The sequence below is a fragment of the Bradyrhizobium ingae genome, from assembly GCF_055791185.1.
Window position 1 is genome coordinate 11,091 of record NZ_JBVUBB010000012.1, and the last position, 20,747, is coordinate 31,837.

22 protein-coding genes are annotated in these 20,747 nt (G+C 63.9%); 12 read left to right on the forward strand and 10 right to left on the reverse strand.

Translation table 11 applies throughout. The features are described 5' to 3' along the window. Nucleotides 1-270 precede the first annotated feature (270 nt). The 4 genes from ACV1FX_RS18965 (at nt 271) to ACV1FX_RS18980 (ending at nt 4,543) form a co-directional block, all read left to right on the forward strand. On the forward strand, nt 271-1,443 hold the full coding sequence (locus ACV1FX_RS18965) for a M20 aminoacylase family protein (protein ID WP_473119073.1): 1,173 nt from the start codon (nt 271-273) through the stop codon (nt 1,441-1,443). After that, the gene (locus ACV1FX_RS18970; RefSeq protein ID WP_473119074.1) at nt 1,436-2,857 is read left to right on the forward strand and encodes an amidase; all 1,422 of its coding nucleotides are present in this window, start codon (nt 1,436-1,438) and stop codon (nt 2,855-2,857) included. Before ACV1FX_RS18965 ends, ACV1FX_RS18970 begins: the two co-directional genes overlap by 8 nt. A 127-nt stretch (nt 2,858-2,984) precedes the next feature. Then, nucleotides 2,985-3,875, forward strand: a complete 891-nt coding sequence (locus ACV1FX_RS18975; protein ID WP_473119075.1) for a crotonase/enoyl-CoA hydratase family protein — start codon at nt 2,985-2,987, stop codon at nt 3,873-3,875. A gap of 14 nt (nt 3,876-3,889) precedes the next feature. Beyond that, nucleotides 3,890-4,543, forward strand: a complete 654-nt coding sequence (locus ACV1FX_RS18980) for an alpha/beta fold hydrolase (protein WP_473119076.1) — start codon at nt 3,890-3,892, stop codon at nt 4,541-4,543. Between the two features lie 113 nt (nt 4,544-4,656). Here the strand turns inward: ACV1FX_RS18980 and ACV1FX_RS18985 are convergent, their stop codons facing one another. Together ACV1FX_RS18985 and ACV1FX_RS18990 are read right to left on the reverse strand one after the other, a co-directional pair. Further along, the gene (locus tag ACV1FX_RS18985; RefSeq protein WP_473119077.1) at nt 4,657-5,634 is read right to left on the reverse strand and encodes an NADPH:quinone oxidoreductase family protein; all 978 of its coding nucleotides are present in this window, start codon (nt 5,632-5,634) and stop codon (nt 4,657-4,659) included. Next, nucleotides 5,634-6,242, reverse strand: coding sequence for a DsbA family protein (locus ACV1FX_RS18990; RefSeq protein WP_473119078.1), 609 nt, complete (start codon nt 6,240-6,242; stop codon nt 5,634-5,636). The genes ACV1FX_RS18985 and ACV1FX_RS18990 overlap by 1 nt, the downstream gene beginning before the upstream one ends. A gap of 104 nt (nt 6,243-6,346) precedes the next feature. Here ACV1FX_RS18990 and ACV1FX_RS18995 point away from each other — a divergent pair, with 104 nt between their 5' ends. Further along, nucleotides 6,347-7,369, forward strand: coding sequence for a methionine synthase (locus ACV1FX_RS18995; protein WP_473119241.1), 1,023 nt, complete (start codon nt 6,347-6,349; stop codon nt 7,367-7,369). 152 nt (nt 7,370-7,521) lie between these two features. Here the strand turns inward: ACV1FX_RS18995 and ACV1FX_RS19000 are convergent, their stop codons facing one another. From ACV1FX_RS19000 to ACV1FX_RS19015, 4 genes are read right to left on the reverse strand one after another with little or no spacing between them, the layout of a single operon-like run. Further along, on the reverse strand, nt 7,522-8,166 hold the full coding sequence (locus tag ACV1FX_RS19000; RefSeq protein ID WP_473119079.1) for a hypothetical protein: 645 nt from the start codon (nt 8,164-8,166) through the stop codon (nt 7,522-7,524). Beyond that, nucleotides 8,166-8,978, reverse strand: coding sequence for a class II aldolase/adducin family protein (locus tag ACV1FX_RS19005; RefSeq protein ID WP_473119080.1), 813 nt, complete (start codon nt 8,976-8,978; stop codon nt 8,166-8,168). Before ACV1FX_RS19005 ends, ACV1FX_RS19000 begins: the two co-directional genes overlap by 1 nt. 19 nt (nt 8,979-8,997) lie before the next feature. Next, nucleotides 8,998-9,522: a xanthine phosphoribosyltransferase gene (gene gpt, locus ACV1FX_RS19010; RefSeq protein ID WP_473119081.1), complete on the reverse strand. Its 525-nt coding sequence runs from the start codon at nt 9,520-9,522 to the stop codon at nt 8,998-9,000. A gap of 31 nt (nt 9,523-9,553) precedes the next feature. After that, complete coding sequence (locus ACV1FX_RS19015) at nt 9,554-10,291, reverse strand: competence/damage-inducible protein A (RefSeq protein ID WP_473119082.1); 738 nt, start codon at nt 10,289-10,291, stop codon at nt 9,554-9,556. A 225-nt stretch (nt 10,292-10,516) separates the two neighbouring features. Here ACV1FX_RS19015 and ACV1FX_RS19020 point away from each other — a divergent pair, with 225 nt between their 5' ends. From ACV1FX_RS19020 to ACV1FX_RS19030, 3 genes are all read left to right on the forward strand, one after another. Further along, complete coding sequence (locus ACV1FX_RS19020; protein WP_473119083.1) at nt 10,517-11,935, forward strand: circularly permuted type 2 ATP-grasp protein; 1,419 nt, start codon at nt 10,517-10,519, stop codon at nt 11,933-11,935. Nucleotides 11,936-11,940: 5 nt separating this feature from the next. Next, nucleotides 11,941-12,885 carry an alpha-E domain-containing protein gene (locus tag ACV1FX_RS19025; protein WP_473119084.1) on the forward strand — a complete coding sequence of 315 codons (945 nt, stop codon included), beginning with the start codon at nt 11,941-11,943 and terminating at the stop codon, nt 12,883-12,885. Nucleotides 12,886-12,995: 110 nt separating this feature from the next. Then, entirely contained in the window at nt 12,996-13,838 is an 843-nt protein-coding gene (locus ACV1FX_RS19030; RefSeq protein ID WP_473119085.1) for a transglutaminase family protein, read from the forward strand. A gap of 20 nt (nt 13,839-13,858) precedes the next feature. Here ACV1FX_RS19030 and ACV1FX_RS19035 read toward each other — a convergent pair whose 3' ends face one another. Beyond that, entirely contained in the window at nt 13,859-14,245 is a 387-nt protein-coding gene (locus ACV1FX_RS19035) for a hypothetical protein (protein ID WP_473119086.1), read from the reverse strand. Nucleotides 14,246-14,403: 158 nt separating this feature from the next. Here ACV1FX_RS19035 and ACV1FX_RS19040 point away from each other — a divergent pair, with 158 nt between their 5' ends. Next, on the forward strand, nt 14,404-15,162 hold the full coding sequence (locus tag ACV1FX_RS19040) for a proteasome-type protease (RefSeq protein WP_473119087.1): 759 nt from the start codon (nt 14,404-14,406) through the stop codon (nt 15,160-15,162). Nucleotides 15,163-15,185: 23 nt separating this feature from the next. After that, nucleotides 15,186-15,944, forward strand: a complete 759-nt coding sequence (locus ACV1FX_RS19045; protein ID WP_473119088.1) for an SDR family oxidoreductase — start codon at nt 15,186-15,188, stop codon at nt 15,942-15,944. Nucleotides 15,945-16,153: 209 nt separating this feature from the next. Here the strand turns inward: ACV1FX_RS19045 and ACV1FX_RS19050 are convergent, their stop codons facing one another. Next, on the reverse strand, nt 16,154-17,374 hold the full coding sequence (locus tag ACV1FX_RS19050) for an MFS transporter (RefSeq protein WP_473119089.1): 1,221 nt from the start codon (nt 17,372-17,374) through the stop codon (nt 16,154-16,156). A gap of 163 nt (nt 17,375-17,537) precedes the next feature. Here ACV1FX_RS19050 and ACV1FX_RS19055 point away from each other — a divergent pair, with 163 nt between their 5' ends. Beyond that, nucleotides 17,538-18,788, forward strand: coding sequence for a NupC/NupG family nucleoside CNT transporter (locus ACV1FX_RS19055; protein WP_473119090.1), 1,251 nt, complete (start codon nt 17,538-17,540; stop codon nt 18,786-18,788). Between the two features lie 170 nt (nt 18,789-18,958). Here ACV1FX_RS19055 and ACV1FX_RS19060 read toward each other — a convergent pair whose 3' ends face one another. Both ACV1FX_RS19060 and ACV1FX_RS19065 read right to left on the reverse strand, forming a co-directional pair. Continuing rightward, the gene (locus tag ACV1FX_RS19060; protein ID WP_473119091.1) at nt 18,959-19,492 is read right to left on the reverse strand and encodes a cupin domain-containing protein; all 534 of its coding nucleotides are present in this window, start codon (nt 19,490-19,492) and stop codon (nt 18,959-18,961) included. Nucleotides 19,493-19,680: 188 nt separating this feature from the next. Then, on the reverse strand, nt 19,681-19,968 hold the full coding sequence (locus ACV1FX_RS19065) for an usg protein (protein ID WP_254105240.1): 288 nt from the start codon (nt 19,966-19,968) through the stop codon (nt 19,681-19,683). A 379-nt stretch (nt 19,969-20,347) separates the two neighbouring features. Here ACV1FX_RS19065 and groES point away from each other — a divergent pair, with 379 nt between their 5' ends. After that, on the forward strand, nt 20,348-20,662 hold the full coding sequence (groES, locus tag ACV1FX_RS19070; RefSeq protein ID WP_212407848.1) for a co-chaperone GroES: 315 nt from the start codon (nt 20,348-20,350) through the stop codon (nt 20,660-20,662). Nucleotides 20,663-20,747 lie beyond the last annotated feature (85 nt).

The window sequence follows — 20,747 nt, forward strand, 5'->3', positions numbered from 1 at the left end:
CGAGAGTGGAGAGGCACCATTCCTCCCCAATGTCGTCCTGCCGAAAGCCAGGACCCGGCCTTCGCCGGGACGACACTGAAGATGTGGCTGCTTGTCGGCCCCAATAAAAGCGACGCGTCGCACACATTCCCAAAACAGCTTGAGGCCATGCGCAGTGCGATGGCCTCGCTTGCTTGCTCTTGCCGCAAAGGTGCGTAACGTCGCTCGCATCCGCATCAAACCGAATGGGCGGTTTTCACACCTCCGTCACGCCAAGAAATCAAGGACAAGATGCCCACCATCGACCGCATCGACGGCTATGCCGACGAACTCACCGCCATCCGCCGCGACCTGCACGCCCATCCCGAGATCGGCTTCGAGGAGGTCCGCACCTCCGGCATCGTCGCAGACAAGCTGAAGAGCTGGGGCATCGAGGTGCATCGCGGCCTTGGCGGCACCGGCGTCATCGGCGTCATCAGGGGCAAGGGCACCGGCAACAAACGCATTGGCCTTCGCGCGGATATGGACGCGCTGCCGATGGAAGAGAACACCAATCTGAAATGGCGCTCCACCATTCCCGGCCGCTTCCACGGCTGCGGCCATGACGGTCACACCACCATGCTGCTCGGCACCGCGCGCTATCTCGCCGAGACCAGGAACTTCGACGGCACCGTGCATCTGATCTTCCAGCCGGCCGAGGAAGGCCTCGGCGGCGCGCGCGCCATGATCAAGGACGGGCTGTTCGAGAAATTTCCCTGCGACGAGCTCTACGGCCTGCACAACGCGCCCGACCTCAACCACGGCGAGATTGCGATCCTGCCGGGTCCGGCCATGGCCAGCGCCGACTTCTTCGATCTTCGCATCACTGGCTATGGTGCACATGGTGCGATGCCCGAGCGCTCAAAGGACGCTGTGATCATCGCAACCACGCTGGCGCAGGCGATCCAGACCGTCGTCAGCCGCAACGTCGAGCCGCTCCAGGCCGCGGTGGTGTCCATCACCCAGATCCATGCGGGGTCGGCCTACAACGTCATCCCCGGCGAGGCGCATCTTTGCGGCACCATCCGCACCTTCTCGAATGACGTCCGCATCCTGATCAGCGAACGCATCCGCACGATCTGCGCCGGCATCGCGGCTGCCTATCAATGCGAGATCGATGTCGACATTCGCGACACCTTCGGCGTCCTGGTCAACCAGGTCGAGCAGTCCAAGGTCGTCGAAGAGGTCGCGCGCACCGTCGTCGACCCCGCCAAGGTGATCACGCGCACCCAGCCGAAGATGGGCAGCGAGGATTTCGCCGACATGCTGCAGACCATCCCTGGCGCCTATTTCTGGGTCGGCCATGACGGCTCCGTGCCGGTGCACAACCCCGGCTTCGTGCTCGACGACAAGATCCTGCCGATCGGCGCCAGCATGTTCGCCCGCATCATCGAGACCCGCATGCCGGTCGGCGGCCATGCATAAGCACCGCGCCGACGAGAAGGTCACCTCGCTGCACGATCTGTCCGCGGTCGATCTGATCGCGGGCTACAAGGCCAGGCAGTTCTCGCCGAGCGAGGTCCTCGACGATTTGATCGCGCATATTGCAACGTGGGAGCCGCACCTCAAGGCGCTCTACGCCTTCGATCCCGACGGCGCGCGCGAGGCCGCAAAGGCCTCGACCGCGCGCTGGTCCGGCGGCGAGCCGTCCGGTCCGCTCGACGGCGTGCCGGTCACGGTAAAGGACAACATCGCGACCAAGGGCGTGCCGGTGCCGCTGGGCGCGGCGAGCGTGAAGCTCGTGCCGGCGGCGAAGGATGCCCCGCCGGCTGCGCGCCTGCGCGAAGCCGGTGCGATCATCTTCGCCAAGACCACCATGCCGGATTACGGCATGCTGTCGTCGGGACTTTCCAGCTTCCACGCGCTGGCGCGCAACCCCTGGGACCTTTCGAAAAATCCCGGCGGCTCGAGTGCGGGTGCCGGCGCCGCTGCCGCGGCCGGTTACGGTCCCCTGCATCTCGGCACCGATATCGGCGGCTCGGTGCGGCTGCCGGCCGGCTGGTGCGGCCTCGTTGGATTGAAGCCGAGCTTCGGCCGCGTGCCGATCGATCCGGCATATGTCGGCCGTGTCGCAGGGCCGATGACCCGCACCGTCGACGATTGCGCGCTGATGATGAGCGTGATCGCAAAGCCGGACCGCCGCGACGGCATGAGCCTGCCCACCGACACAATCAACTGGAAGACTCTGGAAAAATCGGCGCGAAAACTGCGCATCGGGCTGATGCTCGATCTCGGCGTCGGCCTGCCATTGGAAAAGCCGGTGCGAGACGTCGCGGTGAAAGCCGCCAAGGCGTTCGAATCCGCCGGCGCCGTCGTCACCGAGGTCGACGGCATCTTGACGCGCGAGATGCTCGATGGCCTCGACAATTTCTGGCGTGCGCGGATGTGGGACGATCTTTCGAAGCTCGCACCTGCCGAGCAAGCCAAGGTGCTGCCCTACATCTTCAAATGGGGCGAGTCCGGCGCGAGGCTCTCCGGCGTCGAGGTGATCCACGGCTTCAACCAGACCATGGCGATCCGCACGGCCGCGGCAAAGCTGTTCTGCGAGCTAGACTATGTGATCTCGCCGACCGCGCCGAACGTGAATTTCCCAGCGGAGCTCGCCTCGCCCACCAACGATCCCATGAAGCCGTTCGAGCACATCTGCTATACCGTGCCGTGGAATATGTCGGAGAATCCGGCAATTTCCATCAATGGCGGCTTCGACGCCAAGGGTTTTCCGATCGGCGTGCAGATCGTCGGCCGCCGCTTCGACGACATCGGCGTGCTTGGCCTGGCCAAGGCATTCGAGGGCCTGCGCGGTGCTCAAAGGCCCTGGCCGTCGCCGCCGGCGAAATAGCGACGCAGCACAAATTGTCATGCGCGGGCTCGCCCCCCCGCATCCATCCTTCTCGAAAGATGGATTGCCGGGTCAAGCCCGGCAATGACAGAATTGATTCAAGAAGTCCAAAGGGAAGGAAACCACCATGGCGTATGAGACGATCAAATACGAGGTCGCCGACGAGATCCTGACCATCACGCTGAACAGGCCGGAGAAGCTCAACGCATTCAACGCGAAAATGCAGGCGGAGCTGATCGAGGCGTTCGACGCGGCCGACAGGGACGACAACATCCGCGCCATCATCGTCACCGGCGAAGGCCGCGCCTTCTGCGCCGGTGCCGATCTCTCCTCCGGCGCCGACACCTTCGACCGCGACGCGCGGCGCGGTCCCGTGAAGCGGCTCGCGAGCGGCCAGGTCGACTACAGCGATCCGCAGGCGCGCGATGGCGGCGGCCAGGTGACGCTGCGCATCTTCAAGAGCCTGAAGCCGGTGATTGCCGCGGTGAACGGGCCAGCGGTCGGCATCGGCGTCACGATGCAGCTTGCGATGGACATCCGCATTGCCTCGGAGGCGGCGCGCTTCGGCTTCGTATTCTCCCAGCGCGGCATCGTGCCGGAGGCTGCGTCGAGCTGGTTCCTGCCGCGCCTCGTCGGCATCTCGCAGGCGCTCGAATGGTGCTACACCGGCCGCGTCTTCCCGGCGCAGGAGGCACTGGCCGGGCGGCTGGTGAGTAAAGTGGTGCCACCGGATGACCTCCTGCCGACCGCGCGTGCGCTGGCAAAGGAGATCGCGGCCAAGACCGCGCCGGTGTCGATCGCGCTGATCCGGCAGATGATGTGGCGCATGATGGGCGCCGACGATCCGATGGAAGCGCACAAGGTCGACAGCCGCGGCATCTATACCCGCGGCCGCTCCGACGACGTCAAGGAAGGCGTCATGTCGTTCCTGGAGAAGCGTCCCGCGCAGTTCAAGAACAAGGTGTCGAGCGACATGCCGGACTATTTTCCGTGGTGGACGGAGCGCGAGTACAAGTGAGGCTGGAGCCGACGATGCCGCAAGACGGCGTCGTCCTCCTGCACGGGATCAGCCGGACGGCGCGCTCATTTCGCAAAATGGAAATGGCGATCGAACGCGCCGGCTACGCAACGCTCAACCTCGACTACGCCAGCCGTCGCAGGGCGCTTCAAGAGCTCGCGGACGACATTCATCCCGCGATCGTTTCGTTTGCCGGCGCAGTCGGCGGCTCCGTGCATTTCGTCTGCCACTCCATGGGCGGCCTTGTGGCGCGCGCCTATCTTGCGCGGCACCGGATGCAAAACCTCGGGCGCGTCGTGATGCTGGGAACGCCCAATGGCGGCAGCGAGATCGCCGATCGCCTGATGGGCTCCTTCCCCTACCGCGCGTTCCTCGGTCCGGCCGGACAGCAGCTCGGCACCCATCGCGACGTCGCGACTGCGGCCCTGCTGCCGCCAATCGACTATCCGCTCGGTATTATCGCCGGTGACCGCTCGATCTATCCAGTGGCCGGCGCCTTGCTGCCGCGCCCCCACGACGGGCGCGTCGCGGTCTCGAACACCACGGTCGACGGCATGGCGGACCACATGGTGGTGCACGCCTCGCATCCGTGGCTGATACGAAATGAGGAGGCGATCGCTGCCACCATCGCCTTCCTGCAAAACGGATGCTTCCCGACGCGTTCGTGAGCGTAGTTCGGGATCGTAGGATGGGCAAAGCAACGCGTGCCCACCGCTTCTGTCGAAATCGTTGAGAGATGGTGGGCACGGCGCCAGAGCGCCTTTGCCCACCCCACGCTGCCTCAATCCATCACCAGCGCCACGCGGCCGATCGCCTTGCGGTCGATGAGCAGCCGCATCGCCTTCGCGTAATCCTGCAGCGGCAGGCGATGGGAGACGTTGGGCCGCAGCTTGCCCGCCTCGGCCCATGCGAGCAGCGCCTTGAGGCGCACCTCGCCCAGCGCCGGATTCTTCCGCACCGCTTCACCGGCGCGCACACCCAGCACGCTCGCCCCCTTGATCAGCAGCAGATTTGTCTTCGCCGAGCCGATGCCGCCGGTGAAGCCGATCACCAGGAGGCGCGCGCCCCACGCGATGCATCGCATCGAGTTCTCGAAGACCTCGCCGCCGACCGGATCGAACACCACGTCGGCGCCCCGACCGTCGGTGATGCGCTTGACGGCATCACGGAACGGCTCGCGCGCATAGAGCACGAGGTGATCAGCTCCCCTTTCCTTCGCAATCGCAAGCTTCTCGTCCGATGACGCGCAGGCAATCACCGTCGCGCCCAGCATCTTGCCGAGCTCGACCGCTGCTAACCCCACACCGCCGCCGGCGCCGTGCACAAGCAGCACCTCGCCAGGCTCGACCTTGCCGCGATCGATCAGCGCATGATAGGCGGTGCCGTGGCCGGCGAGAAAAGTCGCACCTTCCGCGTAGTCGAACGTCGACGGCATCGGTACGAGCTGTGAGCTGACGACAACCGCTTCGTCGGCATAGGCGCCGTAGCGCATCTTCACGACGACCCTGTCGCCCACCGCAACGCCGCGCGCCGCAGCGGCAACCTCGGTCACATCGCCCGCGGCCTCGACGCCCGGCGTGAACGGCAACTCGGGCTTGAGCTGATATTCGCCGGCCGCCATCAGAATATCCGGAAAGTTGAGGCCGGCGGCGCGGATCGCAACCCGCACCTCGCCGTCCCCGAGCGGTCGCGACGGGAAGGTTTCGAGCCGCAAGCTTTCGGGCGGGCCAAGCTCGCGGCAAACGACAGCCCGCACCATCAAGCCGCACTCGCCTTGCGACGAAGCAGCGCCTCGCGGATCAGAGGCAGCCGGTCATTGCCGAAATACATGTCGGTCTTGTCGAGAAAGATCGTAGGTGAGCCGAAGCCACCACGCGCAACGATCTCTTCCGTGTTGGCCTTGAGCTGGTCCTTGATCGCCTGCTCGGAAATGCCGGCGAAGAATTTTTGCGCGTCGACGCCGAGCCTCTTGCAGATGTCTGCGAGAACGGCGTCCTGCGAGATATCCTTGTCGGCGTCCCAATAGGTTTCGAACACCGCGGTTGCAAATGGCACCATATCCTTGCCGAGCCAGATGCAACCGCGCATCGCCTTCACGCTGTTCACCGGAAACACCGTCGGCGGCATCTTGATCGACAGGCCAGCCGAGCGCGCCCAGTCGTTGAGGTCCTTCAGCATGTAGCGCGCCTTCAACGGCACCGGCTTCTCGCGCTGCGCGTAGACGCTGGGGTTGACGCTGTTGAAGATGCCGCCGACCAGGATCGGCCGCCAAGACACCTCGACGCCGAGCTCCTTTGCCAGCGGCTGGATGTTGTGGAAGGCGAGATAGGTCCAGGGGCTCGAGCAGTCGAAGAAGAACTCGATCATGGGGTTTCCTGTTCGCCGGAATAGAGGGCGACTTTTGTCGTTCTGTACCTCGACGTTAAGACATGGCAGGAAGGTGCGCAATGACATCAGATGCGGAGGGCGCCATGCTGTTTCCAACCACCATCGCCGGCTCCTTGCCGAAACCTGAATGGCTCGCCGAGCCGAACATGCTCTGGGCGCCCTGGAAATCGAAGGACGACGAGCTCCTGCGCGCCAAGCGCGACGCGACGCTGATCTGGCTGAAGGTCCAGGAAGACGCCGGCATCGACATCGTCACCGAGGGCGAGCAGGCGCGGCAGCATTTCGTGCACGGCTTTCTCGAGAAGATCGAGGGCATCGACTTCGCACACAAGGTCGAGATGGGAATCCGCAAGGATCGCTACAAGGCGATGGTGCCGCAGGTGGTCGCGCCGTTGCAGCTCAAAGATCGCGTCCATCACTTCGAAGCGCGCGTGGCGCGGACGCACACCAGGAAGAAGCTGAAATTCACCCTGCCCGGCCCGATGACCATCATCGACACCATCGCCGACCGCTACTACGGCGATCGCGTGAAGATGGCCTTTGCCTTCGCCGATCTTCTGAACGCGGAAGCCAGAGCGCTGCAGGCCGACGGCGTCGATCTCATCCAGTTCGATGAGCCCGCCTTCAACGTCTACATGGACGAGGTCAACGACTGGGGCATCAAGGCTCTGGAGCGTGCCGCTGAGGGCCTCACTTGCGCAACCGCCGTGCACATCTGCTACGGCTACGGCATCAAGGCCAACACCGACTGGAAAGAAACGCTAGGCAACCAATGGCGGCAGTATGAGCAGATCTTTCCCGCGATCGATGCCAGCTCGATCCAGCAGGTTGCAATCGAATGCCGCAATTCCAAGGTGCCGCTCGATCTGCTCGCGCTTTTGAAGGGCAAGATCGTGCAGGCCGGCGTTATCGATGTTGCCAGCGACACGGTCGAGACGGCCGACGACGTCGTGCAGGTGATCGACGCGGTGTCGAAATTCGTACCCAAGAGCAACATCATCGCGACCACCAATTGCGGCATGGCACCGATGCGGCGGGAGATCGCGGAAGCTAAGCTGATGGCACTCGGCGCCGGCGCCGCGCTCGCGCGCGAGAGGCTGGGTTGATGCTCAGCATCGCGCTGCCGGCAGCGGTCGCGCGACCGAGATACGACCCGGGCAACGAAGCTGCGTGAGGCGAGGACACTGCCCGAACTCCCTTCCCCCTTGCGGGGAAGGGGGTGCCACAAGCGCTGACCTCGCCCGCGGCTACCCCCTCCCTAGCCCTCCCCCGCAAGGGGGGAGGGAACAGACTTTGCGCTGGGATGGAGCACGGGTTCATATCCGGCATTGATCGCCCGCAGCGTCGAGGGAGGTGTAAGCAGCATTCCTTCGTCGAGGTCACGCTTCGCCTCCACATACCCCGCCGGCGACCACAAGAGCACCCTGCCCTGCGTCACCAGAAAGCTCTCCTCGCCTTGGCTCACCATCGCACCGACGGGAAGCTGGTCGAGCGGCATCAGCAGCGCGTGCAGTCGTTTCTTACCGTGATCGAGCCGCTCGTGGTGCAGCACCGCGTCGATGTCGTGCATGCGGACATCATGCACGCGATTGCCTTTTTCCCATGCGGCCCGGAAGCGATTGGCGTCGTCTCGCCGGCAATAGAAGCAGGGACGATGTCCGGCAGCGAGCGCGGTGGCCTCATCCAGGAAGAACAGCTCGGTCCAGCTCCGCGTTGCCATCACCTCGCGGCGACGGCCGCGGAATTCGCACGTGCAGGTCAGCCAGGCCGGCGTCGACCAGCGCTTCCTGAGCAGCGTCTTCGTCGCGGGGTCGTGGATGATGCCGCGGTTGCCCGTGAACATGCCGCGATGCGGGGTGGCGATGATCTCGCCCGTCGGCGTGACGCGGTTTTGCAGCGGCACTATTTTGGTGGCGCCGTGGTGACGCGCATTTTCCACAGGTTCCAGACACGGTCGAGAACCTGCAGATTGATCGCATCAGCCTTGGCGCCCTCGGCTTCCGTCAGATAATTCACCTCGCCGCCAAGCGCGATCGCCTGTGATTGCAGCCGCGCATTGACGTCGGTGTAGTAGGCGCGGAAAACCGCGACTTTTACCGACGGGCCGACGGTGGCATCGCCATGGCCGCGCATCAGCACCACCGACTTGTCGGCGAGCGCGAGCGCCAGCCCCTTGCCGATGGCCGAATTGCTGACCAGCATGTTGGTCTCGCCGAATTCTTTGCGGATATCCCAGACCGGCGCGCCAGCGGCGAGGAACGCCGCATTGTGGAAGACGGGGCGCAAGCCGACCTGGCTGATCGTAAAGGGGATCACGCCAGGCGAGTGCGTATGCACGACCGCCATGACGTCCGGCCGGGCCTTGTAGATCTCACTGTGGATGAAGCGCTCCAGGAAGACGCCGCGCCCCTTGGCATCGACGGCATTGCCGTCGAGATCGAACTCCATGATGTCGCCGGCGCTGACGAGCGCCGGCGCCAGCGAGCGCGACATCAGGAAGTGATTGGGATCCTTGGGATCACGGGCGCTGACATGGCCAAAACCATCAAGCACGCCGAGGTCGGCGAGAACGCGGCTGCCGACCACGATGTCCTCGATCACGGCAGGGTCGAGAGCCGAGGCCTGGCGATCCTGGCATCGGGCCTCAGCCGTGAGCAGCGTCGCCGCGAAGGTGACGACGAAGCCGAACCATGCCAACCGAGCGTGTCCAGCCATGGCCGATCAGCCTGCTTGCTTACGCCGCGCCGTCGCGGAGCGGCGGGTGGTAGGACAGTGCAGTGTCCCAGGGGAAGAAGATCCAGGTGTCCTGCGAGACTTCCGTAATGAAGGTGTCGACCAGCGGACGTCCTTTGGGCTTGGCGTAGACCGTAGCAAAATGCGCATCGGGCAGCATCTCGCGGACGAGCTTGCCAGTCTTGCCGGTGTCGACGAGGTCGTCGACGATCAGAAGACCCTTGCCCGTGCCGCCACCGAGCTTCATCGCCGCTTCGGAAATGCCCTTGAGAACCTGCAAATCACCCTGCTTGTCATGGTCGTAGCTGGCAATGCAGACCGTGTCGATGACGCGCACCCCGAGCTCGCGCGCCACGATCGCAGCCGGCACCAGGCCGCCGCGGGTGATCGCGATCACCGCATGGAACGGGCCCACTTCGTTGAGGCGCCAGGTCAGAGCCCGGCAGTCCCGGTGAAACTGGTCCCATGAGACCGGAAAGGCCTTGCCGGCCCGCTCCTGCGCACTCAGTTCCGGCGCCTGGCCCATCGTCGTCTCCATTCGTCTCAAGCGTCTTCTGCTAGCGGCTAATGTTCAATCCCGCCAGCATTTCCTTCACCGCCGCCATCGCCGCCGCCAGCTTCTCAGGATCGCGCGAGCGCACCACCAGGTTGGTATTCGGCTTCTGCTCCTCGTCCATGAACGGATAGCTGCCGATGATGGTGTCGGGATGGGCGCCGGCGATCGTCCGCAAGGGGCCGCCAATGTCGCCTTCCCGCGCATTGGCGCGGACCGACTCGGAGAGCATGCGCACGCCCGACTTCAGCTTGGGCGAAACGATATCCATCATCGCCTGCATGATCGACGGCACGCCCGCCATCACGATGACGTTGCCGATCTTGAAGCCGGGGGCGAGAATGGTCGCACTCTGGATCAGCTCGGCGCCTTCGGGGATGCGGGCCATGCGCAGGCGCGCCTCGTTGAGGTCCTGCTCGCTCCAGCGCTCGCGAAAGCGTGCGACCACCTCGGGGTGATGGTCGATGCCGACGCCGAAGGCCTTTGCCACGCTGTCGGCGGTGATGTCGTCATGGGTCGGCCCGATGCCGCCGGTGGTGAAGACGTAGGTGTAGCGATGCCGCAGTGCATCCAACGCGGCGATGATGTCGGGCTCGTCATCGGAGACGACACGGACCTCCTTCAGGTCGATGCCGATGTTGGTCAGGTATTCGGCGATGAAGCCGATATTCTTGTCCTTGGTCCGGCCGGACAGGATCTCATCCCCAATGACCAGAATGCCCGCCGTGACGATCTCGCTCATAAAACCTGTCCCTCACCTGTCGCGCCGACTTTGCCGAGGTAACGCCTTGAAGTCACGCGGTTTTGCTGCCGAAATAAGCAGTCTTCAGCCATTTTTTCAGGCACCTTTCCGGCCATCCCCAGCAAATGCCCACAGTCCGTGCTTATCGCGCTGGCCCGGCCCTTGCTACTAGCGGGGTAAGTCATGCACTCTCGCAAGCATGGCCACGGAAAACAGTCGGGATCTATGGCAGTCGCGTTTGACGAAATGAACATTCCCGGCGGGGACCTGCGCCCCGCCTATCAGGAGCTGGCACGCTGGCTCAAGGAGACGCCTCCCGAGGCGCTCGAATATCGCCGTCAGGAAGCGGAGCTGCTGTTCCGCCGGATCGGCATCACCTTCGCGGTCTATGGGGATACCGAGTCAACGGAGCGGCTAATTCCCTTCGACGTGATTCCCAGGATCATGTCGGGCAAGGAATGGGCGCTCCTGGAGAGGGGCCTGAAGCAGCGCGTGCGCGCGCTGAACATGTTCCTGCGCGACATCTATCATGGCCGCGATATCCTGCGGGCCGGGGTCGTGCCCGACGACCTGATCTTCCACAACCCGGTGTTCCGGCCCGAGATGAACGGCCAGCAGGTGCCGCACGACGTCTACGTGCACATCGCCGGCATCGACATCGTCCGGGTCGACGCCAACGACTTCATCGTGCTCGAGGACAATGCGCGCACGCCATCCGGCGTGTCCTACATGCTGGAAAACCGCGAGATCATGATGCGGCTGTTTCCGGACCTGTTCGCCCGCCACAAGGTGGCGCCGGTCGAGCGCTATCCGGACGAGTTGCTTGCGGCCTTGCGCTCGGTCGCGCCGCTCAGCGCCTCGGCCGAGCCGACGGTCGCCCTGCTTACGCCCGGCGTCTACAACTCCGCCTATTACGAGCACTCTTTCCTCGCGGACAAGCTCGGCATCGAGCTCGTCGAGGGCAGAGATCTCATCGTCAAGAACAACGAAGTGTTCATGCGCACGACGGAAGGGTTGAAACGGGTCGACGTGATCTATCGCCGCGTCGACGACGACTTCCTCGATCCCCTCACCTTCCGTCCCGATTCCGTACTCGGCGTGCCGGGGCTGATGTCGGCCTATGCCGCCGGCAACATCACGCTAGCCAACGCCGTCGGCACAGGCATCGCCGACGACAAGGCGATCTACTCCTACATGCCGGACATCGTGAAATTCTATCTCGGCGAGGAGCCGATCCTGAAGAACGTGCCGACCTGGCGCTGCCGCGAGCCGAAAGACCTCGCCTATGTGCTCGACAATTTGAGCGAGCTCGTCGTCAAGGAGGTGCACGGCTCCGGCGGTTACGGCATGCTGATCGGCCCCGCAGCGACGAAGGCAACCATCGAAGCCTTCCGCGAGAAGCTGAAGCGCGAGCCCGAAGGGTTCATCGCGCAGCCGACGCTGGCGCTGTCGACCTGCCCGACCTGCACCGCAAGCGGCCTTGCGCCGCGCCATGTGGACTTGCGGCCCTTCGTGCTGACGGGCAGCGAGCGCACCACCGTCGTGCCGGGCGGGCTGACCCGCGTGGCGCTGAAGGAAGGCTCTCTGGTCGTGAATTCGAGCCAGGGCGGCGGCACCAAAGATACCTGGATACTGGACGAGTAGAGAGAATGCTGTCGCGTACCGCCGAAAACCTCTACTGGCTCGCCCGTTATGTCGAGCGCGCCGAGTATCTCGCGCGCACCATCGATGCGACGCTGCGCGTCACCGCCCTGCCGGCGACCTATGTCGGCAAGACCAACGAATGGGACTCGGCGCTGCTGACCGCCGGCGTCGCCGCAAGCTTCTATCAACAGTATCAGGAAGCCAACGAGACCAACGTCATCGAATATCTCTCGTTCTCTTCGGACAACCCGTCCTCGATCAGGAACTGCATCGAGGCGGCGCGGCTGAACTCGCGCTCGGTGCGCACAGCACTGACCAGCGAGATGTGGGACACCATCAACTCGGCCTGGATCGAGCTCCAGGCCGTCTGGAGCAAGGGGACGTCCACGCGCGAAGACCTGGCGAAGTTCCTGCGCTTCGTGCAGGAGACCTCGCTCCGCTTCGACGGTTCGGCCTATCGGACCATGCTGCGCAACGACGCCTATTGGTTCTCGCGGCTCGGCCTTCATCTCGAACGCGCCGACAACACCGCGCGCATTCTCGACGTGAAATACCACGTGCTGCTGCCGGAGGAAGAACACGTCGGCGGCCCGCTTGACTTCTATCAGTGGAGCTCGATCCTGCGCTCGGTGTCGGCGCTCACCGCCTATCACTGGGTCTATCGCGAGACATTGAAACCCTGGCTGATCGCCGATCTCCTCATCCTCAACGACACGCTGCCGCGGTCGCTGGCGAGCTGCTACGGCAATCTGGTACGCAATCTCGACCAGATCGGCGTCGCCTACGGCCGCCAGGGCCCGGCCCAGCGCCACGCCCGCGGCATCCGCAACCGGCTGGAACACTCCAACATGAACGACATTTTCCAGCACGGCGTGCATGAATTCATTCAGGAATTCATCGCGGACAATTCAAGGCTGGGCGAAATCGTCACGAAGCAGTATTTGATCTGATACACGCTGTCATTCCGGGGCGCGCGAAGCGCGAACCCGGAATCTCGAGATTCCGGGTTCGGCTCTTCGAGCCGCCCCGGAATGACGATGCAAAGAAAACCCGGTCCATCATGCGCCTGCGAATCCAGCACACCACGACCTATCGCTACGAGCCGGCGGCAACGAGCGTGATCCAGATCCTGCGCATGACGCCCGGCAGCCATGACGGGCAATATGTGGCGGAATGGCAGATCGACGTCTCCACCGACACCAAGCTCGACATGCACGAGGACGCATTCGGCAACGTCACTCATGTGCTGTCCTGCGGTCCCGTCGCCGACATCAGGATCAGCGCCGAAGGCCTGATCGAGACCCATGACACGGGCGGCGTGCTGCGCGGCGCCGACGAGCGCTTTCCGGCGGCGCTGTTCTTGCGCTCGACCGAGCTCACGGCGGTCAATCCGGCGATGGCAAGCTTTGCCCGTCAATTGCGCAGCGAGGCCGAGAGCGACACGCTCGGCTTCCTGCACGCGCTGATGTCGGAGGTCAGCGAGCACATGACGTTCGACGAGGACCCGACCAACAGCGGCACCTCGGCGGTGGAGGCGTTCACGCTCAAGCGCGGCGTCTGCCAGGACTACGCGCACATCTTCATCGCCTGCGCCCGCACCGCCGGCGTGCCGGCACGGTTCGTCTCCGGCCATTTCCTGCGCTCGGACGGCACTGTCCATCAGGACGCCGGCCATGCCTGGGCGGAGGCTTTCGTGCCGGATCTCGGCTGGGTCGGTTTCGATCCCGCCAACTGCATCTGCTCGACCGATGCCCATGTCCGCGTCGCGATCGGGCTCGACTATCTCGGCGCGGCGCCGGTGCGCGGCACCCGCTATGGCGGCGGCGCGGAGACGCTGACGGTCGCGGTGAAGGTGGATCAGGCCGGACGTTCGGGACAGTCGCAATCGCAGTGGCAGGGGTAAGACCCCGTCATTGCCGAGGTCTAATACTCGCAATTCCTGTAGTCGGACGCCTCGCAGGCCTGCATCATCTCTTTGGCGCGCGCCATGTCTTCCGGCGTCATCGTCGCGGAGACGGTCTTGAGCTCCGTCTTGGCCGTGGCATCGCCGCGGGAGGCAGCAAGACTGAGCCACATGAAGGCGTGCGCCGAGCTCTTCGCCACACCCTGCCCGCGCCGGTACATCGCGCCCAGCATGCCTTGTGCCTTTGCATTGCCGGCCTTCGCCATGCCGCGGAACACCTGGACCGCCGGCACATAGTCGCCGCGGTTATAGGCGGCCATGCCGTCTTCCCACGGGCCGGCCATGGCCGCATGGCTCGTCACGGCCAGCGCAGCCGCGATCAGGCTGCCGATCACCAGCTTTCTCATCTTCCCCTCCCTCGTCCCCTCGCCTTGCCTTCTAATGGGTTGGTACGGCGCCCGCCAAGGAAAGGTTTCACCGGGCCCGCGCTCGGGGAAATGGGGTTGGAGGGCCCCGCGAAATTGGCTACTAGTCTTGCGCAACTTGTTCGCGTTCGGGGACTGAAATGACCTATTGCTGCGGAATCCTGGTTCGGGAAGGTCTGGTCATGATCGCCGACACCCGGACCAATGCGGGGCTGGACAACGTCTCGACCTTCCGCAAGCTGCACATCTTCTCCAAGCCCGGCGAGCGCATCATGGCGATTGCGAGCGCCGGCAACCTCGCGATCAGCCAGTCGGTGCTGTCGACGCTCACCGAGGGTCTCGAGGACCCCGACACCGGCGACATTGAGACGCTGATGAACGCACCGACCATGTTCCAGGCAGCGCAGCGCATTGGCCGCGCCATCCGGGCCGTGCATTCGACCGAGGCGGCGCCGCTCAAGGCCGAGGACATCAATTTCGACGTCTCGTTCCTGTTCGGCGGCCAGATCAAGGGCTCGCGCATGCGGCTGTTCATGGTCTACCCGGCCGGCAACTTCATCGAATGCACCACCGACACGCCTTACCTGCAGATCGGCGAGCACAAATACGGCAAGCCGGTGCTCGACCGCGCCATGCATTACGACGTCGAGCTTTATGAAGCGCTGAAGACCGGCCTGATCTCGATGGACTCGACCATGCGTTCCAACCTCGGCGTGGGACTTCCCATCGACGTTCTGGTCGCACGCACGGATGTCTGCGACGCCGATCTCAACCATCGTATCGAGGCGGGCGAGCCCTATTTCCACGACCTGCGCTCGCGCTGGTCGGCGGCGTTGCGCGCCGCGCATCAGAACATTCCGCGGCCGCCCTACAAGAACGACAAAGAACCCAAAACCTGACAGAGAAGAAAAGGCAGGAAACGATGAGCGAAGCGAAAAAGATCGCAGTGGTGACCGGCGCCGGCACCGGTGTCGGACGCGCAGCCGCACTGGCGCTGATGAACGCCGGCTTCACCGTGGTGCTGGCGGGACGCCGGCTCGACAAGCTCGAGGAGACCGCAAAGCTCGGCCCTGCCGGCAAAAGTCTCAGCGTCTCCGCCGACATGACCAACCCGGGCTCGATCGCAGCGCTGTTCGCCAAGGTGAAGGATGCCTATGGCAGGCTGGACGTGCTCTTCAACAACGCCGGCATGGGCGCCCCTCCAGTGAACTTCGAGGATCTCAGCCTGGAGCAGTGGCAGGCGGTGGTGAATACCAACCTCACCGGACCGTTCCTCTGCACCCAGCACGCCTTCCGCATCATGAAGGACCAGAACCCGCGCGGCGGCCGCATCATCAACAACGGCTCGATCTCCGCACACGCGCCGCGGCCGTTCTCGGCGGCCTACACCTCGACCAAGCACGCGATCACGGGCCTCACCAGGGCTTCCAACCTCGACGGCCGCGCCTATGACATCGCCGTCGGCCAGGTCGACATCGGCAATGCCGCGACCCCGATGACCGAGCGCATGGTCGACGGCCCCGGCGTGATGCAGCCCGATGGCACGATGAAGCACGAGCCGCGCATGGACGCGAAGGCGGTCGGCGATGCCGTCGCCTACATGGCCGGCTTGCCGCTCGATGCCAACGTGCTGTTCATGACGGTCATGGCAACCAAGATGCCGTTCGTGGGACGCGGGTAGCCTAAAAACTGAAAAAACAACCCGATGCACAGTAGGTGTCGAAGGGACTCCGACCGTCGTCGGCAAGCGGGGTGAAGTGGCTCAAACCCGTGAGCTGCCTCCGCAATCGTCATTGCGAGCGAAGCAATCCAGAATCCCTCCGCGGGAAACAGTCTGGATTGCTTCGTCGCTTCGCTCCTCGCAATGACGGAAGAGACAGCGGTATCGAGTCACTCCAGCCGCTCCACGTTCCGCAGGCTCGGAAACAGCTTCATCCACAACAGCGCGACCGCGATGGTGCCAATGCCGCCGAGCACGGCGGCCGGCATGGCGCCGAACAGCGCGGCGGTGAGCCCGCTCTCGAACTGGCCGAGCTGGTTCGAGGCGTTGATGAAGAGGAAGTTGACCGCCCCGACGCGGCCACGCATCTCGTCTGGCGTTGCGAGCTGCACCAGCGAGAAACGGATCACGACGCTGATCGTGTCGGCCGCTCCCAGCACCGCGAGCGCCAGCACCGACAGCCACATCCACTGCGACAGCGCGAACACCACCGTCCCGATGCCGAACACGATTACCGCCTGAAACATCCTGATGCCGACGTGACGTGAAATGGCGTGACGCGCCAGCACCATGGTCATCAAGAGCGCACCGACCGCAGGCGCGGCGCGCAGGACGCCGAGACCAAGAGGCCCAGCCTCGAGAATATCGCGGGCATAGATCGGCAACAGCGCGGTGACGCCGCCGAACAGCACCGCGAAAAGATCGAGCGAAATGGTGCCGAGGATCGCCGGATTGGATCGGATGAAACGGACGCCGGCGTAGATGTCGTCGTCCGCGGCGTCCTTGGCGATCGCCTGCGGGCCCGGCTGGATGAAACCGGTCAGGACCATGCCGAGAATCCAGAACACCACCATCACGGCATAGGCGAAGTGCGGCGCGACCGCATAGGCAAAGCCGCCGAGCGCCGGTCCGGTGATGGTCGCGACCTGCCCCGCGCCGCTGGCAACCGCAGTCGCCCGCTGGAGCGAGCCCTGTGGCGCGATCAACGGCAGCAGCGCCGCGGTGGTCGGACTTTCGAAGGCACCGGCGATACCGAGTGCGAAGGTGGCGACGAAGATCTGCGCCTCGCCGATGGCGCCCAGATATGTGCTCGCGGCGAGATAGAGCGCGGTCGCGGCTTCCGCGAGCTGGCAGAGCTGGACGACGCGCTTGCGCTCAAAACGGTCGGCTGCGTGGCCCGCGACGAATACCAGAAGCGCGGTCGGCAGGAATTGCACCAGCCCGACCATGCCCAGTGCAAAGGCGCTTCCCGTGAGGTCGTAGATCTGCCAGCCGATCGCGACCGCGGCGATCTGGCTGGAGAAGCGCGACAGGCTGCGCGAAAGCAGGAAGAATAGAAATGGCGGATGCTTGAGGAGTTCGCCGGCGCTGACCGGCGGGTTCGCGGACATTGGCTGCTCTTGAGCGAGGCCCGTGGCGCCCCGTGCGGCTGGTGTTGAGATCGACGCGTGACTGAGGCAGGAGGTCTTGTCAACAACCGGTCGGCCTCCTCCCGCTCCGGCATTGCCTTTGCAACGGCCCGGCTGCCATAATCATTGCGGGATTGGGGACGTCATGCTGCGACTGCAATCGGCACTCGGCATTTTCGCATTGCTGGCGATCGCGTGGACGCTGGCGGAGAACCGTCGCGCGGTTTCGCTGCGCCAGGCGGGAATCGGTCTCATTGTCACCTTCATCACCGCGACCGTCCTGCTCAAGCTGCCGTTCGTCGCGCATGCCTTCGGCGCCATCAACGACGCAGTCAGCGCGATCTCGGCGGCCTCGCGCGCCGGTACGTCGTTCGTATTCGGCTATATCGGCGGCGGCCCCCTGCCCTTCGACCTCAAGGCACCTGGCGCGGACTTCATCCTCGCGTTCCAGGCGCTGCCGATCGTGCTCGTGATGAGCGTACTGACAACGCTGCTGTTCTATTGGCGCGTGCTGCCGCCGATCGTGCGCGGCATGGCGTGGCTGCTCGAACGCACGCTAGGGGTCGGCGGCGCAGTCGGGCTGTCGACCGCGGCGAACATCTTCCTCGGCATGGTGGAGGCGCCGCTGTTCGTGCGGCCGTATCTGGCGCAGATGACGCGCAGCGAATTGTTTCTGGTAATGACCGGCGGCATGGCCGGCATCGCCGGCACGGTGCTGGTGCTCTATGCGACGCTGCTTGCGCCGCTGATTCCGGATGCGGCGGCACATTTCGTCATCGCCTCGGTGCTTGGCGCACCGGCCGCGATCCTCGTCAGCCTGATCATGGTGCCGGAGACCTCTGATCGGCTCACCGGCGGCTCGCTGGAAGACCCTGACATGCACGCTTCCGGCACGATGGACGCGATCGTCAAGGGCACCTCCGCAGGGATCGAGCTGCTGCTCAATATCGTAGCCATGCTGATCGTACTGGTGGCGCTGGTGTACCTGGTCAACGCCGTGCTCGGCCTGCTGCCGAATGTCGGCGGCGCTGCGATCTCGCTGCAACGACTGCTCGGGCTCGTGATGGCACCGGTGTGCTGGCTGTTGGGCCTGCCATGGGACCAGGCGGTCACGGCGGGCAGCCTGATGGGCACCAAGACCGTGCTCAATGAGCTGATCGCCTATGTCGACCTGTCAAAACTCGGCCCCGACGCGCTCGATCCGCGCTCGCGCCTGATCATGCTCTATGCGATGTGCGGCTTCGCCAACTTCGGGAGCCTCGGCATCATGATCGGCGGCCTCGGCGTCATGGCCCCGGAGCGGCGCGATGAGATCAACGCGCTCGGGCTGAAGTCGATCGTATCAGGGACGCTGACGACGTGTCTGATGGGCGCGATCGTGGGCGTGTTGACGTAAACTCTATCCCCACGTCATTCCGGGCTCGCGCTGCGCGCGCCGCGGAATGACAAGTGGAGCACAAGGGAAACCGTCATTGCGAGCGAAGCGAAGCAATCCAGAAATGCATCCCCGCAGATAGTCTGGACTGCTTCGTCGCTTCGCTCCTCGCAATGACGACGAAGAGGGTACTAAGCCTTCATCTCCACCGTCTTGAACTCGGCCGGCAGGATGATCTCCAGCAGTTCGACGTCGTCGGAATAGTCGAGGATCATGTGCTTGATCTTCGGCGGCTGGGTCCAGGCGCTGCCTTGCTTCATCAGCGTCTCGCCCTCACCGTCCATGTAGGTCTTCACCCAGCCCTTGAGCACGTAGACCATCTGGAATTCGACGTCGTGATAGTGGAGCTTTGACACCTCGGCCGGATTGCACGGCGGCAGCAGGCGGATGACATGGGCTTGCGCGAGACCATGCGTTGCCGCAGCGATACCGAGATCGCGATACTGCGCGTAGGCGCGCAGGCCGTCGGCTTTGAAATCTTCTTCGCGGTGATGACTGACGGCGATGCGCTGCTTGGGACGCTGGCGCGCTTTCGCCGGTGTCGTGCGAGCTTTCGCCTTCACCGCCTTGCGGGCTGAAGATCGCGTGGCGACCTTGTTGCCGTGCCACTTCTTCTTCACCGCCGATTGTGCCGCGCTGCGCGATATCACCTTCCGCTTGGCCATTGTCTCCTCCCGTTCTTGTTCTGATGGAGAGAGGCTAGCATACAATTCGAAATCGTAGGTTGGGTTAGCCGAAGGCGTAACCCACCGCTTCTCTCGATGCGTGGAGAGCAAAGAGGTGGGTTACGCTTCCGCCTTCGCTCTGCGAGCTACGGCGGACAAGTCGCCAACCCACCCTGCACGTCCGATCGTCAGTGCAGCCTGAACACGCCATCGACCGCGCGCAGCTCGGCAGGCTTGATCAGCTTGGAATGCGCCACCGTCACCGAATAGAGCGGACCGTCGAGCTTCTCTTCCCAGAAGGCGAGGAAATCCGTCAGCGCCGGGAATTTCGGAAACAGATCGTAGTTCTGCCAGATGTAGGTCTGGAGCAGCGAGGGATGATCCGGCATCCGATAAAGAATTTGCGCCGTCGTCAGCCCGTAACCCAGCAATTGTTTCCGGAAGTCGTCGGAAACACCCCCAACCCGCAAGCCCATGCCAGCCTCCTTTGCAGGAGCGCATTTTCAAGGGGTGGCTTACTCGGACTGCCCCAAAGAGCCACCCGGAAACGATGCGCTCACATGAGAGAAATGTGACGCACACTACCAACCCATCTCAAGCCCAAAAGTTTAACAAGTTGTTGAAATTCAATGCTTTAGCAGCAGATCGCGGCGCCTGCTAATAGCCCGGCGGGGTCCGGTTAACGATGGAAAATGTTTTTGGCAGACGAGACTTCTGAGTGCTGATTTTTCTGCTAGAAGCCCTTGCTCCCGTAAAAAACCTGTCCTATCTCATCCTCGCCCGCGCTAGCACTCGCGGGCAGCGACTGCTAACATCCAAAAATCTCCATCTCGTGCAAATGCTTAGGAGGACTGCATGAAATTCCGTCCGCTTCACGACCGCGTCGTGGTCAAGCGCATCGACGCAGAAGAGAAGACCGCTGGCGGCATCATCATTCCCGATACGGCCAAGGAAAAGCCCTCTCAGGGCGAAGTCATCGCCGTCGGCCCCGGTGGCCGCGACGAAAGCGGCAAGCTGATCCCGATCGACGTCCAGGTCGGCGACCGCGTGCTGTTCGGCAAGTGGTCGGGCACCGAGGTCAAGATCGACGGCCAGGACCTGTTGATCATGAAGGAAAGCGACATCATGGGCGTGCTCGAAGCTCCCGCTTCGAAGAAGAAGGCCGCCTAACTCAACTGCTCGCACCGCTCACCCCTGAGGAGCGCCTGCCGGGCGCCTCGCCAAGGGTGAGATGAGACCAAGACAACTCAGGGAA

What these genes read in the sequence shown, in the direction of transcription:
- ACV1FX_RS19040 (WP_473119087.1), top strand. Translation starts at nt 14,404, where the DNA reads ATGACCTATTGCTGCGGAATCCTGGTTCGGGAAGGTCTGGTCATGATC.
- ACV1FX_RS18995 (WP_473119241.1), top strand. Translation starts at nt 6,347, where the DNA reads ATGCTGTTTCCAACCACCATCGCCGGCTCCTTGCCGAAACCTGAATGG.
- ACV1FX_RS19025 (WP_473119084.1), top strand. Translation starts at nt 11,941, where the DNA reads ATGCTGTCGCGTACCGCCGAAAACCTCTACTGGCTCGCCCGTTATGTC.
- ACV1FX_RS19015 (WP_473119082.1), bottom strand. Translation starts at nt 10,291, where the DNA reads ATGAGCGAGATCGTCACGGCGGGCATTCTGGTCATTGGGGATGAGATC.
- ACV1FX_RS19030 (WP_473119085.1), top strand. Translation starts at nt 12,996, where the DNA reads ATGCGCCTGCGAATCCAGCACACCACGACCTATCGCTACGAGCCGGCG.
- ACV1FX_RS18980 (WP_473119076.1), top strand. Translation starts at nt 3,890, where the DNA reads ATGCCGCAAGACGGCGTCGTCCTCCTGCACGGGATCAGCCGGACGGCG.
- ACV1FX_RS19055 (WP_473119090.1), top strand. Translation starts at nt 17,538, where the DNA reads ATGCTGCGACTGCAATCGGCACTCGGCATTTTCGCATTGCTGGCGATC.
- ACV1FX_RS18990 (WP_473119078.1), bottom strand. Translation starts at nt 6,242, where the DNA reads ATGATCGAGTTCTTCTTCGACTGCTCGAGCCCCTGGACCTATCTCGCC.
- ACV1FX_RS19050 (WP_473119089.1), bottom strand. Translation starts at nt 17,374, where the DNA reads ATGTCCGCGAACCCGCCGGTCAGCGCCGGCGAACTCCTCAAGCATCCG.
- groES (WP_212407848.1), top strand. Translation starts at nt 20,348, where the DNA reads ATGAAATTCCGTCCGCTTCACGACCGCGTCGTGGTCAAGCGCATCGAC.
- ACV1FX_RS19020 (WP_473119083.1), top strand. Translation starts at nt 10,517, where the DNA reads ATGGCAGTCGCGTTTGACGAAATGAACATTCCCGGCGGGGACCTGCGC.
- ACV1FX_RS19065 (WP_254105240.1), bottom strand. Translation starts at nt 19,968, where the DNA reads ATGGGCTTGCGGGTTGGGGGTGTTTCCGACGACTTCCGGAAACAATTG.
- ACV1FX_RS18985 (WP_473119077.1), bottom strand. Translation starts at nt 5,634, where the DNA reads ATGGTGCGGGCTGTCGTTTGCCGCGAGCTTGGCCCGCCCGAAAGCTTG.
- ACV1FX_RS19045 (WP_473119088.1), top strand. Translation starts at nt 15,186, where the DNA reads ATGAGCGAAGCGAAAAAGATCGCAGTGGTGACCGGCGCCGGCACCGGT.
- ACV1FX_RS19060 (WP_473119091.1), bottom strand. Translation starts at nt 19,492, where the DNA reads ATGGCCAAGCGGAAGGTGATATCGCGCAGCGCGGCACAATCGGCGGTG.
- ACV1FX_RS18965 (WP_473119073.1), top strand. Translation starts at nt 271, where the DNA reads ATGCCCACCATCGACCGCATCGACGGCTATGCCGACGAACTCACCGCC.
- ACV1FX_RS19035 (WP_473119086.1), bottom strand. Translation starts at nt 14,245, where the DNA reads ATGAGAAAGCTGGTGATCGGCAGCCTGATCGCGGCTGCGCTGGCCGTG.
- ACV1FX_RS19005 (WP_473119080.1), bottom strand. Translation starts at nt 8,978, where the DNA reads ATGGCTGGACACGCTCGGTTGGCATGGTTCGGCTTCGTCGTCACCTTC.
- ACV1FX_RS18975 (WP_473119075.1), top strand. Translation starts at nt 2,985, where the DNA reads ATGGCGTATGAGACGATCAAATACGAGGTCGCCGACGAGATCCTGACC.
- gpt (WP_473119081.1), bottom strand. Translation starts at nt 9,522, where the DNA reads ATGGGCCAGGCGCCGGAACTGAGTGCGCAGGAGCGGGCCGGCAAGGCC.
- ACV1FX_RS18970 (WP_473119074.1), top strand. Translation starts at nt 1,436, where the DNA reads ATGCATAAGCACCGCGCCGACGAGAAGGTCACCTCGCTGCACGATCTG.